This window comes from Microcoleus sp. AT8-B5 (assembly GCF_036705565.1).
Lineage (GTDB): Bacteria > Cyanobacteriota > Cyanobacteriia > Cyanobacteriales > Microcoleaceae > Microcoleus.
The window spans coordinates 48,246-63,198 of sequence record NZ_JAUBUY010000027.1; the positions used below are offsets into that span (position 1 = coordinate 48,246).

General features: G+C 45.1%; 15 protein-coding genes. 8 read left to right on the top strand and 7 right to left on the bottom strand.

Translation table 11 applies throughout. The features are described 5' to 3' along the window. Positions 1 to 16 precede the first annotated feature (16 nt). Positions 17 to 820, bottom strand: a complete 804-nt coding sequence (locus tag QUB39_RS18760) for a DUF2267 domain-containing protein (protein WP_333210255.1) — start codon at positions 818 to 820, stop codon at positions 17 to 19. 301 nt (positions 821 to 1,121) lie between these two features. Between QUB39_RS18760 and QUB39_RS18765 the strand changes: the two genes are divergently transcribed. Both QUB39_RS18765 and QUB39_RS18770 read left to right on the top strand, forming a co-directional pair. Next, complete coding sequence (locus QUB39_RS18765) at positions 1,122 to 1,250, top strand: hypothetical protein (RefSeq protein ID WP_333485127.1); 129 nt, start codon at positions 1,122 to 1,124, stop codon at positions 1,248 to 1,250. A 114-nt stretch (positions 1,251 to 1,364) separates the two neighbouring features. Then, the gene (locus QUB39_RS18770) at positions 1,365 to 1,823 is read left to right on the top strand and encodes a response regulator (protein ID WP_333057020.1); all 459 of its coding nucleotides are present in this window, start codon (positions 1,365 to 1,367) and stop codon (positions 1,821 to 1,823) included. Here the strand turns inward: QUB39_RS18770 and QUB39_RS18775 are convergent. The 4 genes from QUB39_RS18775 to QUB39_RS18790 all read right to left on the bottom strand — a co-directional run bounded on the left by QUB39_RS18775 (position 1,792) and on the right by QUB39_RS18790 (position 3,796). Then, entirely contained in the window at positions 1,792 to 2,226 is a 435-nt protein-coding gene (locus QUB39_RS18775; protein WP_333210257.1) for a DUF2294 domain-containing protein, read from the bottom strand. The two genes, QUB39_RS18770 and QUB39_RS18775, sit on opposite strands and share 32 nt — an antisense overlap. 94 nt (positions 2,227 to 2,320) lie before the next feature. Next, positions 2,321 to 2,698, bottom strand: coding sequence for a BON domain-containing protein (locus tag QUB39_RS18780; protein ID WP_333057018.1), 378 nt, complete (start codon positions 2,696 to 2,698; stop codon positions 2,321 to 2,323). A 264-nt stretch (positions 2,699 to 2,962) separates the two neighbouring features. Continuing rightward, the gene (locus tag QUB39_RS18785; RefSeq protein WP_333057016.1) at positions 2,963 to 3,292 is read right to left on the bottom strand and encodes an alpha amylase C-terminal domain-containing protein; all 330 of its coding nucleotides are present in this window, start codon (positions 3,290 to 3,292) and stop codon (positions 2,963 to 2,965) included. 126 nt (positions 3,293 to 3,418) lie between these two features. Continuing rightward, on the bottom strand, positions 3,419 to 3,796 hold the full coding sequence (locus QUB39_RS18790) for an alpha-amylase family glycosyl hydrolase (protein WP_445243113.1): 378 nt from the start codon (positions 3,794 to 3,796) through the stop codon (positions 3,419 to 3,421). A gap of 832 nt (positions 3,797 to 4,628) precedes the next feature. On the opposite strand from QUB39_RS18790, the gene QUB39_RS18795 reads away from it, so the two are divergent. Beyond that, positions 4,629 to 4,877, top strand: coding sequence for a hypothetical protein (locus QUB39_RS18795; RefSeq protein ID WP_333145102.1), 249 nt, complete (start codon positions 4,629 to 4,631; stop codon positions 4,875 to 4,877). A gap of 281 nt (positions 4,878 to 5,158) precedes the next feature. On the opposite strand, the gene QUB39_RS18800 is transcribed toward QUB39_RS18795, so the two are convergent. Together QUB39_RS18800 and QUB39_RS18805 are read right to left on the bottom strand one after the other, a co-directional pair. Continuing rightward, entirely contained in the window at positions 5,159 to 6,022 is an 864-nt protein-coding gene (locus QUB39_RS18800; RefSeq protein WP_333485128.1) for a cyanophycinase, read from the bottom strand. A gap of 326 nt (positions 6,023 to 6,348) precedes the next feature. Further along, entirely contained in the window at positions 6,349 to 6,546 is a 198-nt protein-coding gene (locus tag QUB39_RS18805; protein ID WP_333057913.1) for a hypothetical protein, read from the bottom strand. Between the two features lie 394 nt (positions 6,547 to 6,940). Here QUB39_RS18805 and QUB39_RS18810 point away from each other — a divergent pair, with 394 nt between their 5' ends. The 5 genes from QUB39_RS18810 (at position 6,941) to coaBC (ending at position 14,650) form a co-directional block, all read left to right on the top strand. After that, on the top strand, positions 6,941 to 8,851 hold the full coding sequence (locus tag QUB39_RS18810; protein WP_333210262.1) for an ATP-binding protein: 1,911 nt from the start codon (positions 6,941 to 6,943) through the stop codon (positions 8,849 to 8,851). A gap of 775 nt (positions 8,852 to 9,626) precedes the next feature. Next, positions 9,627 to 11,714: a CHASE domain-containing protein gene (locus QUB39_RS18815; RefSeq protein WP_333210264.1), complete on the top strand. Its 2,088-nt coding sequence runs from the start codon at positions 9,627 to 9,629 to the stop codon at positions 11,712 to 11,714. A 599-nt stretch (positions 11,715 to 12,313) separates the two neighbouring features. Next, the gene (locus tag QUB39_RS18820) at positions 12,314 to 12,937 is read left to right on the top strand and encodes an alpha/beta hydrolase (RefSeq protein ID WP_333057916.1); all 624 of its coding nucleotides are present in this window, start codon (positions 12,314 to 12,316) and stop codon (positions 12,935 to 12,937) included. 45 nt (positions 12,938 to 12,982) lie between these two features. Continuing rightward, positions 12,983 to 13,195 (top strand): protein IsiD, encoded by a 213-nt coding sequence (gene isiD, locus QUB39_RS18825; RefSeq protein ID WP_006632739.1) that lies wholly within the window; start codon positions 12,983 to 12,985, stop codon positions 13,193 to 13,195. A gap of 255 nt (positions 13,196 to 13,450) precedes the next feature. Beyond that, entirely contained in the window at positions 13,451 to 14,650 is a 1,200-nt protein-coding gene (coaBC, locus tag QUB39_RS18830; protein WP_333210267.1) for a bifunctional phosphopantothenoylcysteine decarboxylase/phosphopantothenate--cysteine ligase CoaBC, read from the top strand. Positions 14,651 to 14,953 lie beyond the last annotated feature (303 nt).

Sequence of the window (14,953 nt, forward strand, 5' to 3'; positions counted from 1 at the left end):
ACTTTAAAAGGCCTCATTAAGCCGCGTCCCAAATTTCCCGAATTCTGTCCGGCAAAAAGCCAGCTATTTCCTGAATTCGCTCCTGGGACAGCTCATCCTTTGTTGCCGAAAATACAGCCGCGATCGCAGTTTCCGGTTTTACTCCCGAAGGAAGTGCGCCTTCTAGTTCCACCCTCCGTGCAAACAAATTGCCATCGATCCCCAAAGGTGCAGGCGGGCCGGTCAAAGGCTGACGTATCCGGCTGAGCAATCCCACCAGCGGATTGGTATCTTTCCAGAGGTCTGCTATTTCTTGTTGCAGGGTTTTGTCATCCGTAGGCAAAACTTCTGTGTGCAATTCAGATTCCACGTGCTCGATGGCTTCTTTTGTCATCACATCGCGCATGATCCGGTACACTACTTCGGTAATGTCGCGGGCATCAAAAATATCCTCCAAGTGACCTTTTACCATCACTTTTTCCAAAAACGGCATATCCTTTGAAGCGATAGGAACTGCCGATCCTTCCTGGTGGAGCGAGGTCGGAGGATTAGTCTCCATTTTGTGTAACAGTTTGCGGCCTTTTTCTGTTAACTCAGCTTGTTGAAATGCCACTAAAGGCGGCAATAACTCAGTTCCTCCATAAGGCTCGCCACTAAACTGAGCTTTGATAAATTCCCTTTGGTTGAGGTAGTCTAAATGACCGAGCAATTCCGCTTCCGCCACCGTGTGACCCACATATTCTTCCGCTGCGTTCCTAATTTCTGACTCTCCCCTGCCGTTGCCACTGCCAATCTTTTTGAGCAAAATGTAAGTCAGGTCGTCTCTGATTGGAATTGTCATTAAAACCTCCTAGGTTAATATCCGGTAAAGCTCATGTAAAAACTGATTTTTTTTACTGGCTTAAATTGTGATTATTACTACTTAAAAACATTGAAGTCTAAAGTAGAGTAATCAAGTATCTCTCAGCAGGTGTAAGTTATTCAAATAAAGTAACGGTTAGAATATTCCTTTAGGTAGATCCAGGTAGGGAAACCCATGTTTAATGTGGTTAATATCCGAAGAAGCTGTCGCCACTCTTCAATGCTATTAAGCGAGAATGCTTTATTGGTAAGAGTTTTCGTATTTATTGCGTATTTTTACCATGGCTGACGCACCAAGAGGGCCTCAGTTGGTAATTGGCGCTGGGAGAGGTAGAATTAAGCAGATGCTATGGAATCAATCAACTGCGGTCGTTTTGCCCGCAGCTTGTAGCGATATTGTATCGGGTTAGACCAAAAACTGGTCATGGGAGAGCTAAAAATACGAGCCAATCTGTGTCAAGTGCCGCAGCGCCACTTGAAGAATGCCTCGGTAACAAATTTTTTGATCGTTGCGATCGGCATTTATGAACTACCCTAATTGGAACAATAAATTGGAATCCTCGTCTCTCATTAGCGGTCAACCCCCGGTTGAAAAGCGTCCTTTAGTGTTGGCGGTAGACGACAATCCTGACAACTTAGAGCTGCTGACACAAATACTCGATTTATTCGGCTGCGAGTGCGTGGGAGCAGTTGACGGGTACGCAGCTCTTTCCGCAGCAGTCGATCGACAGCCCGACCTAATCGTACTCGACATTTGCCTGCCGGATATAGACGGTATGGAAGTAGTAAAGCGCGCCCAACAAAACCCCGAGATCAGACATATTCCGATTGTTGCTGTCACAGCACTAGCAAAACCAGAAGACCGCGCTCGAATTCTCCAAGCAGGCTGCGTGGAATACCTTTCCAAACCTTTTAACATCAAAGATTTAGAAAGAGTTATGCGCCAGCACCTCAACTCTCCAATGCTTTTGGTTGAGTTTTAGATTTATAGTTAGAATCACGAACTTGAGGTGCAGAGTCCAAAATTGCGATCGTTCCAGTGCGGCCTGTCTCCAAGGTCGCATCGCGGAGCAAATCAGTGACTCCCACGCCCAAAACCTTTTGGATTAATTCTTTCAGTGGCAATTCCAGAAGTGATTCTAATTCTGTCCGTACCTGCAAGGCCAAATCTTGCTGACCGTTCTGAGCCAGCAGTTTTTCGGGTTGAGTAAGCCCATTTTCGACAACAATTATCAATTTGTTATCCAAAAGATTGCACAGCGCCTGACTCGTTGGGTGTCCGAGTTGAGAGCGGTACAAAGCTTGAATTCCCTGCGAAAGAGTCCGTTCTAATTTACCACGAGTAGGTTCTAAGGTTTCCCCTGTCATATTTTTTATTGACACCATGATAGATAAAAAATACTGTTAGCAGCAGTTAACAGTTACAGTAAACTTAACTACTGCTAACAGTCAACTGCTAACTGTTAGAAATAAAGTCGCTTTAGCCGACAGTAACTTGATTAGTTTCCACCCCAGTTGCACCCTTAACGCCTTTAGCAATTGTCACCAATTTGTTGACAATTTCCTGACTGGGAACTGTACCTTTGAGAACCACAGTAGAGCCAAGTTGAGCCACATAAACAGTCTCAATATCCGCAACATCGGGATTTGCATCGAAAGCCTGAGCTACCCGTTTAGCTAAACCGCTTTGATCGTATTCTCCGTTCAAGCCCATGCGTTCCGGCGGGATTGTCTGAGCGCTCGCAGCAGGTTGAGCTTGAGCTTGAGCTTGAGCTACAGGTGCTTGGTAAGCAGGAGCGTCAACAGTTTCTTGATTTTCTTTTTTTTCTAAACCAAACAATCTTTTTAACCAGCCCATAGAGTTTTTCCTCCGACAAAGTTTGTGTTTATTGACCTGTTAATTCGCGATTGGCACGTCACCCTGTAATTGTTATTCTCAATACCAGGAATTACGATCGCACTCTTGGATGCACAAACCGAGTTTTTTACAATAAAGTATCGTTACAGCCATCCACCTAGGTAGAAAAACCCAGTTTGTTGACTTGCGTGCGCCCATCCTAAATACAATTTACAGTTGTACAACTTCGCAGATCATCTGCCTGGAGACATAATTCTCCGGCTCTCAAACAAATACTTGCGCTGACCATTCCGGCCAATCAAACTTAAACTCTTCTTCTCCAACTTCTACTATTTTGTTGTACATCCACTCGTACCAAGTTCCCGCAGCCGGAAGCTTAGAAATACAGTTACCAGATAGATAAGTCTCCGAAAAATAAACGACAACTACTGCTCGCGTTCCCTCATCGCTCCAGCGGTAATAAGCCAGCACTTTGGCTTCGGGATTTTCGTGGATAAATTCAATATTGTCGGTATAAAGTGCCGACAAATGTTGCCGCAGCCGAATCACCTGTTTGTAGTATTCCAAAAACTCATGATTGGGCGGATTTTTCAACAAATACCATTGCAGTTTATGCGGCTGGTTGGGAGTTTGCCGAAGCGATGAGTTCGGGAATTTCGGGAATGTGTTCTGCTATGTTCTAGAATGGCTTGTCGCCGGCGGTTTTTTTCGCTTCATGAGTTATCCAGTGTAAGAAATTTCGATATGATATTCTTGACTCCAGAAATTAACAACATCGCCGATGAATTTCCAAGCGAGACGAATGCCGAGTTTTGGGTCGAAATTTTCGTAGTTCAACTCCGGGCCCCAGTAGTTAGCCGGATATTCGGGATAGTGTTTGTCGCGGTAGTACCAATAATTGCGATCGACTAGCAATAAGGGACAATCTTCATCGCAGTGGTTGTAAATCCCGTCCAGAATCACCCGAATGCCCCGTCCGTGGCACTCGTCAATCAATTGCTTCAAATCTGCGGTTTCACCGTAGCTGGACTCTACAGCAAAGAAATCGCGGACTTTGTAGCCCCAGCTATAATCGCCCGGATATTCATTAACTGGCATTAGTTCGATCGCATTTATAAGTGTGATTAGTATTGATTTTTACAATTTTGCAAATCTGTCGCCATCGTTCTTAAGAGTTAAACCTGTAAGTCTTATGTTGTAAGGTGCTTGGGGGCGCACCCGGAGGATTTAGTAGTGCGAACCCTAGCGAGTAAGGTGCGCCCCTAGACACCCGGAAACCTGATTTTAATCAAAAATGTAGTTAAAGTAACTAAACATTATTAAGTGCTATTTATGAAAAATAGTCCGGACTGCTTTGAGTTGGTAGTCTGAAACCCTAGATTTTCCGTTGGTAGCGAACGTGCCTTGGAGCCTTGAAACCCTTATTCTACGGTTGTCTATCAAAAACTGTCCGAAGTATTGTATGAAAAGTAATTTAACTTTTGATAACTAGATAAATCGTGGTGAATATTTAAAATTTGTAACTAAAGAAACATTTTTTAGCGGACAGGAATAATACCGTAGAAAGATGTCATTTTATGCGGAAACAGGGAGGATGAGCTTGTAATTATAGGGCAAGGGAAACCAGAACCATGAATCTTTTATTCAACTCGGTTTTCCCGCGACGTTAAGTCAAGTTTGAGCAGAGAATAGCAATAATTATTTTTGCTTATGTCTTGGCATCACTTGTTTTATAGTTTTTGACTTGCAAACTTTGTAGAACCTTTCATCAGCTTTAACGACTGCTGCTACCTCAGTAATTGGTAATTGGTGAAAATCTCATTCGTCCCTATTACCCGTTAGATATTCCGAGCAGTGGCTCTAAGGCTCTAAAAGTTTAATGTGGGATGTTGGCGAATTACCGTTACTGTAAAACTCTGGAGTGTTAAAAATGCTAAAACAAATGTGTTGGTTGCCCAGATTGGGACGTAATGGAGAAAAGATATTGCACTTACGCACCGATGCCCGTCAAGGGTGGCGGCCTTATACAGCTTTTCCGCAGTTCGCTGTATCCGACTACCGGGAACCGGGCGGTTCTAAGGGATGGGCAACATATCAGAAGCTGAGAACTCAAGGGTGGAATTTAATATCGACCGCAGAAGGGCAGCAGTCGATTTTTGGCGAACAGAAAAGTGCTTAAAAAACCCGAAACCGCAGCAATAAAAGAAGAGGTAAAATCCTCTTCTTTTTATTATTTTTGGGGTGCTGCTGAATTCAAGTATGATTTTGCCTGATGAAGTAATTCTAAGTCAGCGGTGGGGCAACCACGGAGGGATTGCCCCTACAAATTTCATACCCCAATTAAGCAACGCCATTTTTGGATACAGAAACTGGGTTTTTAACCATCCTACTTGGTAGAAGGGGTAAGGTGTGCAGTGCTCACCTTACATAATTTTGAGATGTTTGCCAGTTGCAAGTAAATTAGGCGATCGCCCTTTCTCTCTCTCCTGTAATTGCTACGTTATGGAGCACCGGCTGGTGAGTTTTCAAGTTAAACCGGTATCCGTGGGGGAGGATGTGCAACTTGGCCCCGCAAATCGCCAAAGCCTCATCCTTCAACAGTCCCTCCAGATTGTCGTGGAGTTGTTCAGACGAGTCGATGACAGTTACAGAGTTTTCGCCAATGACTTCCAACTCGTCACCGTGGACTAAAATAGCTGTATTTTCGTCAATACCAAATCCCAACACGGCAGGTTGCAGCAAAAGTGCGGAAACTAAGCGTCCCAGACGACCTCGCTGGGCGAAATGCTGGTCGATGACAACTCCTGGAAGGAAACCCATTCCCGACCCCATTGCTACCACATCAACGCGGGGATTTGTCTCCGAGTCTCCTTCAATAATCATCACGTCTGGCATCATCGCCGCGCCGGCACTGGTGCCACCAATGATAATACCTTCAGAGAAGCGTTTGTGCATAGCTGCGTCGAGTATGGTGTCTTTCAAGCAGCTAATAATCCGCGCTTGCTCTCCGCCGGTAAAGAATATGCCGGTGGCTTGTTCGATCGCTTCTAAATAATCTCGATTGTTGGCATCTTCCGGTTTCTGAGTGTCAACAACTCGCACATCTTCAGCGCCAAGTCGCTCAAACACTCGGATGTAATTATCTCCTACTTCTCCCGGCAGGCTAGTGGCAGCAGTCATGATCGCAATGCGGGCTTTAGTGCCTCCGGCGCACCGCAAGAATTCCCGCAGAATTTTGCAGTCCCCCTCTTTGTCTTCCGCGCCACCAATAATTAGCAACTTCCCCTGAACTTCGTTGCTCGCCATATTATCTCTACTTTTCATTTATTTAATTTCACTAAAACACAAACTTATTTTTTCCGAAAACTGCCAAAAGGTATATATAGATACAAAAAAAGCTCAGACTTTTACCACTTTAGAACGCACACAGCAAGGGTGATATGGGAGTTTACCGATCTTCGACGATCGACAAAACAAACTTACCCCCCCTAACAGGAGATAGGAGGGGTCAAGAAATGAGCTTAAACTACAGGGCCCACCCGCGCGCGGTGATCGATCCGGTTTCTGATCCGATGCTTCGCTAATCCTCCTCTGATTGCTCGTAGAAATCCGGTTGATGAGCGTAAGTCCTTAATTAGTCCGATCGCTCGTTAGTGGGATCGATCGATCAAATTGCTCAATATGGTACTCGCCCGTTCTAAAGGTAGGTGTCTGGGTTTGCCGTTCCAGACAATCTGATATTCGTTGCTGTTTTGACCATCGCCGTAGCCAGAAATTAGCTTCCGGTGAAATGCTTCCTCAGCTAAGTGGTGAACTTTTTCTCTGAGAGCAGTTTGTGCGATCTTCATAATTTGCTGCCTCTTAAATTTTCTTTCACTGTCATAAACAATTATAAGTACACAGTGTACCTCTCAAAAGTTATAGCTTTTTTTGGGAGGGGGGAAAGAAGTAGTCATTAGTCATAAGTGCTTAGTCATAAGTGCTTAGTTATCAATGCTTAGTTATCAATGCTTAGTCATCTATACTTAGTCAGATGTTAAAGGAAGAAGGAATACTTTCCTACTCTCACCCACTCCCCCTCTCCCCATCCCCCCATCTCTCCCACTCCCCCTATTGGGCAATACTGAAGGCAGAATTGGTCGGAGTATTTGTCTGACTGCTGGAATATCTATGCCCCCAGGTAGTATCCCCTGCACCAACTATAAAGTTACCGTAAAAAATTAGCTCAAAGGAGGTTAGAAAATGCTGCAAGAAAAAAGCACAGAAACAGCGCGCGTCAATGCTCGAAAAACCGATATTTTCGATGTGTTCAACTTCAAACACTATATCGGGCCCAACCCTTATTTAGACACCGCGGCTTTAGTTTTTGATTTAGCGGTGACGGGGGGGAGCGAACCTTTGCCGATCGCACATTACCATACAATTATTAGCGATCGCTACCCGCAACTGCTGCACGAAACTTTCTCGAACCATGCCCAACTGTTCGGTCGTACCGCCTCAGAACTAGCAAAACTCGACATGGGTTTGCACTTCCAACACTGGAACATCAAGCCATTTTCTTACTTTAACAGAATCAGCATAGAAGCACTTCACGCCCGCACCGCCAGAGCCGTAGTTTACGCAGTTTGGGATTGGTTTGAAGCCATTAATCAAAATCAAGACTTTCCCTTAGAAGCACAAATGGGCGCGCTGCAAAATATGTTCCGGCAGTCAGTTTACGGAGGGCCGACAGTTTATTCGTTAATGCGATCGGCATCCCAAAAAGGCATTCCCACATTTTATTTGTGGGATGAAGGACTAATGCAATATGGGTACGGTAAAAAACTGGTTCGTGGCTCTGCAACTACTTTTGATTCTGACAGCCATTTAGACTCAGATTTTACCACGCGCAAAGACGATTGTAAAGCTTTTCTCGCTACATTAGGATTTCCTGTTCCCAAAGGCGATATCGTCTCCACAGAAAACGGAGCTCTGGCAGTTGCTAGAGAAATTGGCTACCCAGTTGCTATCAAACCAGTAGTCGGTCATAAAGGAATTGGCGTCACAGCAGATGTCCGAGATGGTGAGGAATTGCAGGCGGCTTTTAAAAGAGCAGTTAAGGCCATTCCCGAAACAGATCCGGTGCGAGTAATTGTGGAAAACAGCATCAAAGGATCGGATTTTAGGCTGCTGTGCGTTGACGGCAAATTTGTTTCGGCAACTGAACGCCGACCCGCTTCGGTAACAGGTGATGGCGACTCAACAATTCGCGAATTGATCCGCCGTGAAAACCGCAAACCAGAACGTTTGGATACGCCTACTTCGGCGATGAGCAAAATTCAGTCCGACGAAGCGATGGAAATGTATCTGGAAGAACAAGGGCTGTCATTAGATAGTGTGCTAAGTCGCGATCGCACGGTGTATCTACGCAAAGTCGCTAATCTTTCCGCAGGCGGCGTCAGCATCGACGCTACCCGCACTATTCACCCGGATAACATTGTTTTGGCTCAAGATATCGCCCTACATTTTCGGTTAACTTGTTTGGGAATTGATGTGGTAACAGAAACTCTCGCCAAATCTTGGAAAACCGGGAATTTTGGGATTATCGAGATCAATGCCGCGCCGGGAATTTTCATGCACCTTAACCCTGCTGTCGGCGAAGGAGTTGATGTACCTTCCCATATTATCGAAACTTTCTTTGAATCTGGAAAATCAGCCAGAATTCCGATTATTACTTTCAACAGAATTTCGGTACATGACATACAAGAAACCATCGACCATATTCTGTTGCAGCATCCCGATTGGACAATCGGTGCTGTTTGTCGCGGTGGACTTTTTGTTAACCGTTCTGAAAAAGTTTTGAATAAGAATTACCATCTGAACTTGCAAAGTTTGCTGCGGAATCCCAAGCTCGATTTGTTAATTGCTGAATATCCCGAAGAAATTTTGGAAGCTGAGGGAATGTTTTATCGGGGCAGCAATATGGTCGTGCTGGACAATCCGGGGGAAACTGAGATGATGTTGGTCAGAGAAAGCACTGATGACGATACTGTTGTGATGAGGGAAGGAAATAGTATTTCTATTCGCCGCCAAGGATTGATCGAACAGTATACTCTGGGGGATGATGAACCCTTTACACGGGTTTATTTGAAGGAAATAGGGACTGTTTTGTAAGCTGTTCCAAATTTAACTTTGCTTTGTAGGGCGGGCCAGGAGTGTCCGCCCTACAAAATTTTAAATAATTTTTCTCGTTCCTGGGTTATTGCGGGACACGAAGTTGGGGAACGCCCAGATTTGAGCTCGCTTCGTTACAGTTGGTTTCAATTCCTCAGTCGTGGATGCACTATTCCTAAGAAACCCGGTTTCTTCTCAGATTTTTCGTTACCAAACCAATATTTTGGTAGAAACCGGGTTTCTGAGGCTAAGTCGTATTTGTGCGATCGTAAGTTTTTAGACAATCTGGTTTCTGCCCTGTCGATCGTGCTATCAAGGAATTTCACAAGTCCTTAAACGAATTGCACTCCGGTGGCAGAAGGTGTGGAAATGTCAGTAACCCCGGTCTAAAGACACGGGGCTTGCAAGAGAAATCTGGCAAGCCATACTGACCAGACTAAGGCTTAATTGCCTACGTTTTGAGAGTCACGACACCCTGTGGATGCGTAGCTAGTCCCCTGCTCTGTCATCTGCAATTAAAAAGTTCTAAGGTCACTGGAACAGTGTTGCAGGTCTAACAAGCTCTCGAAACATTGTCGAAGCTAACATTACCCCAGAAATGGGAGGCACAACCCGTGCAAAATACTATGCGTACAGGATTGGAAGATTGGAAGCGGTAATTGTCCCGTTGAAAGTGCAATACAAAAGTACACTCCCGTTAACCAATCCCAAGGCGGTAGTAAATCAAAAATATAAAGCCGTGCTAGAAGCACGGGGTTTCTACCCATTTTTTCTGATGAATTTTACAAGCAATTTGTTTAATTCGCTGACCGAAAGTTTACTGTCGCACCGTCGCTACATTCCTGCAGCGCTGACTCTTTGCACAGGTACGAGTTTGTCATTGGCAGCCGCAGCCGTTGTGTGGCATGGGGAAAACCAACGAATGCAAGCTGAATTCGATCGGCTTGCCGATCGCCTGAATGTGACTTTGCAGCAAAGCATCAACAAAAATTTAGAAGTTCTGTACTCACTGGAAGCATTCTACAGGGCGTCTACTGAAGTTAGCCGACAAGATTTTAAGCAATTCGCTCAACCTGCACTTGCCCGAAATACTGCTATACATTCTGTTAACTGGATTCGGCGCGTGCCTGCTGCCCAAAAAGCAGCTTACGAAAAGACAATTCGAGCCGAAGATTTTCCGGCATTTCAAATTTACGAACGAACTCCTGACAAAAAGCAGGTCAAAGCAAAAGTGCGATCGGAATACTTTCCTATTATTTACAGAGAAGCATTAGAAGAAGATAACAAAGTGATCGGTTTTGATGTTGCCTCCAGCCCCGATCGCAAAACAGCTTTAGAGAAGTCGGCGAATACCGGGAAAATAGCGGCTTCCGCGCGGATTAGATTAGTCAGCAACAATCAACCAGGATTGCAAGTATTTCTACCAGTACCCCGCCCCACAAATTCTCCAGATAATTCGGTCAACGGCCGCCAAAACCTCATGGGAGTGATTGCGGGTCTGTTTCAGATCACGAGTATGGTCGATTCCTCTTTAGAATCGCTGAATTTAGACAAGATTAATTTTTACCTCTATGACAACTCTGCTATAGAGAAAGAACACTTTCTGGTGCGCTACGACTCACAAGCTAAGCAGTTGATAGATAACCCAAAACACGAAAAGCCAGAGTTAGCTAATCTGCGGGGAAAAATCTGTAAAAATCCTAGTGCTTGCACTCGCCTATTTAACGTAGCAGACCGCCAGTGGAGGCTGCTAGTTTTGCCAGGGAAGGGGTACAACAGTCTGAGGACGCATCAGGGTTCGCTGGCCATTGGGGCGATCGGGCTATTGATGACTGGCAGCTTGACGATTTACCTGTTGATGTCTCTAGAACGTACTGCAAAAGTAGAACAGCAAGTGTACGATCGTACAATTCAACTAAAACAGCGCACCGCTGAACTAGAAACAGCACTAAAAAATTTGCAGGAAGCTCAATTTAAACTAATCCAAACTGAAAAAATGTCCAGCCTGGGGCAGTTGGTGGCTGGAGTTGCCCACGAAATTAACAATCCTGTCAACTTCATCTCTGGCAACCTGATCCATACAGGCGCATATACTAGAGACTTGCTGGAACTTGTGGAAATATACCAGCAGCAATATCCCAACCCAACGCCCGAAGTGCAAGCGAAACTAAAAGATATTGATTTGGATTTTATCAGTGAAGACTTGCCTAAAATCCTAAAATCTATGAATATGGGAGCTGAACGGATCAGCCAGATCGTGCTTTCTCTGCGTAATTTTTCGCGCTTGGATGAAGCTGAAATGAAGTCGGTTGACATTCACCAAGGAATTGACAGCACCTTGATGATTTTGGATAGTCGGCTGAAACAAAAAGCTGATTTTTCTGGCATTGAACTCATCAAAGAATACGGAAATTTGCCATTGGTGGAGTGCTGGGCGGGACAATTGAATCAGGTATTTATGAATATTTTGAGCAATGCTATTGATGTTTTATCTGATGCAGAAAATCAAAAAAGGCTCAAAAAAAACGCCTCGGATTCTGCCTTTTTACCTACTATTCGGATTCGCACTGAACTTTTAAGTTCTAATTGTGTATGCGTGCGAATTGCTGACAATGGAACGGGCATGACGGAGAATGTCAAAAAACGTTTGTTTGATCCGTTTTTTACTACCAAGCCTGTAGGCCAAGGTACTGGCTTGGGATTGTCTATCTGCTATCAAATAGTGGACAAACATCAAGGTTCGCTCAGGTGCGTGTCGGCTTCGGGGGAGGGAACTGAATTCTGGATTGAGGTGCCGGTGCGACAACAGTCTAAGCAATCTATTTCTAAGGTTTTACCTGCGGTAGGTGTCAATCGATTTTAGATTTTAGATTTTAGATTTTAGATTGACTTGCGCGAGATAGATTCGGGGGGGCAAGTTTCATCGGATACAGGTTTTTTATTTCTTCATTAATTAATCTGGGGGCTTGTATCCTGGATGCTTTCGGTCAATTGGAATTAGCGGAACAAATCTCGCTTTTAGCTGAGTCTTGCTGGGAGCATCTCAATGAAAGCAGCCCAGCTATAAATTGGAGACAGGAGGCAGGAGATAGGAGGCAGGAGGGGGCAGGGGGCAGAAGGCAGGAGGGGGCAGGGGGCAGAAGGCAGGAGGCAGGAGGAAAGAGGCAGAAGGAAGGAGCCAGAAGGAAGGAGCCAGAAGAAGTGTTTTTACAAATATGAGATGCTCCCTAATTCCTGTTTATAAAACGTAAAATCTCCGCATTTTACTTGGGAAAGTTTCGGATTTAGCACTCTACTTTCAACGGTTAACTGTCAACTGTTAATTGTCAACTGTCAACTGTTATAGTTATTAGCAAACCTGTGCTAAGTTCAGTGGAATATTGCCGAAAAAAATATCTGGGTTTTTACCCGTCGTAACAATTTATAATTGTAGCCAGGCCAGATTACCAATTATTAACTACGATGTCTTTACAATCTATTAGCATACCGCCCACAACGGATCGCAAACCTGTCGCTTTGATGGTCGCTTTACATGGATGGGGTGCTAATGCTCGGGATTTGACTTCCTTAGCACCCTTTTTCAATTTGCCGGATTATCAGTTTGTGTTTCCCTATGCCCCCTTTCCCCATCCCCAGGTAACGAGTGGCAAAGCGTGGTATAACCTTCAAACCAAAGACGCTCAGGGATTGGTAGAAAGCCGGCAATTGCTGAGGGAATTTTTGCTGTCTTTGGAAAGCACCACGGGCGTGCCTTTGTCTCGCACGATTTTAAGTGGCTTTTCTCAAGGCGGAGCGATGACTCTAGATGTGGGATTGACTTTGCCCCTAGCTGGTTTAATTTGTCTGAGCGGTTATTTACACCAGATTTCGCCAGTTGCGGGGAGTGTTTTGCCACCTGTTTTAATCGTACACGGTACTCAAGATACTATTGTGCCTGTTAGTGCTGCTGTGCGATCGCGCGAGAGTTTGACGGCTTGGGGAGCTGCGGTGCAGTATCGAGAATTTAACATGGGACACGAGATTCTGCCGGAAGTTATAGAGGTAATGCGAAGTTTTGTTGTAGAAACTGTGTCGAAATCTGATTAAAGGTTTAGTATATAGTATGGCGGAAGTCTCGGGCAGGGGAAAAAAATGAAAACTTTAACCAAAGCATCGCGCGATATTGCTGTACTTACTTCTCAGGACGTGGCAGAATTGGCTGTCCGTTTGGAAGTTGACGATTATACAGATCCTTTTGAGGGATTGAATGATTGGCATTTGTTGCGATCGCTTGCTTTTCAGCGGCCGGAGCTGGTTGAACCTTATCTCCACCTTCTGGATATGGAAGCCTACGACGAAGCATAGACTGAAAAATCTAGCTCAAAATTTTCGACGGAATTGAGGAAGAAGTTAGCAGCATATTTTGTTGCAGATTAAACAGATGAATTAGAGATTTGAGTCTGTTTTTATCTTAATTTCTTTCTTGATTCTTTTTTATGGAAAAATGACACCAGTTTCAAAAAAGAATGTGAATGTAGGCCAGCTCTCAACCCTGGTATTCATCAGTCATTCCCAAATTAAAATCTAAAATCTAAAATCTAAAATCTAAAATGGTATGACATGAAAGGCAGACGAATTTTAATCGGCGTTAGTGGCGGGATTGCGGCTTACAAAGTTTGCGAAGTAGTTTCAACTTTAGCGAAAGCTGGAGCGGAAGTTAAAGCTATTCTTACTGATGCTGCCGGGGAGTTTGTAACGCCTTTGACTTTTGCTACTCTGTGCCGCCATCCTGCTTTTACTGACAAAGATTTTTGGCAACCAAGTCACGGGCGCCCCCTGCATATTCAACTGGGAGAATGGGCGGAAGTTTTTGTGATTGCTCCTTTGACAGCTAATACTTTGGCTAAGTTGGCGGGGGGTTTTGCTGATAATTTGTTGACTAATACTGTCTTAGCTTCTAATTGCCCAATTTTGCTGGCACCGGCGATGAATACGGATATGTGGGAACAGCCGGCGGTGCAGCGGAATTGGCGGGAAGTGTTGAGTTATCGGCGCTATCATGCTGCGAATCCGGGGGCGGGTATGCTGGCGTGCGATCGCGCGGGTGTTGGCCGTATGGCAGAACCTTATGAGATTTTGCCTCATATTGAATCGCTGTTGTATGCCAAGGGCGATCGAGATTTAGCGGGCCTTCGGGTGTTGATCGGTGCGGGAGGAACGCGGGAACACCTCGATCCGGTGCGGTTTATCGGCAATCCTTCCAGTGGCAAAATGGGTATAGCTTTGGCGCAAGCTGCACAGCACCGCGGCGCGACAGTGACGCTGGTACACAGTATAACTGGCGAATTGCCGCTCTCAGGTGTGCGGGCGATCGCAGTTGCGAGTGCAGAAGAAATGCGGCAGGCGATGCTGCAATGCTTTCACGATGCGGATTTGACGGTGATGGCGGCGGCGGTAGCGGATGTGAAGCCGGCTGAGTACAGTAGTGAGAAATTGCCGAAGCGATCGCTCCCGAATTGTTTGCCTTTGGCACCGGTAGCGGATATTGTGGCAGAGTTGGGAAAATTGAAACAGCCGCACCAAAAATTAATCGGGTTTGCAGCACAAACTGGGGATATTGTCAAGCCGGCTTTGGAGAAATTGCGATCAAAGAAACTGGATGTAATTGCCGCCAACCCGATCGATCGAATAGGTGCAGGTTTTGGCAGCAATACCAATCAAGCAATATTAATTAATGCCGCCGGCAAGCAAGTAGAAATAGCACCTTGCAGCAAGCTAGAAATGGCTCACCGATTGTTAGATTTTGTGATGAACGGGTGAGGGCGATCGAACTGCGATGATATTACCAATTGCGGATTTGTCGCCTTGTGGGGGCGGGTTTTGGAGATGGTAGGTTTCTAACATAAATGGTTGGTAAAACCCGCCCCTACAAATGTCTGTAGGGGCGGGTTCACCAATAATATTTAATACCCGCAAACAATTTATATAAACCCGCCCCCACACAACCGATAATCTAGATTAACCTTTACTGCGATCGAAATGAAATATTTGTCGCCTTGTGGGGGCGGGTTTTGGAGATGGTAGGTTTCTAACATAAATGGTTGGTAAAACCCGCCCCTACAA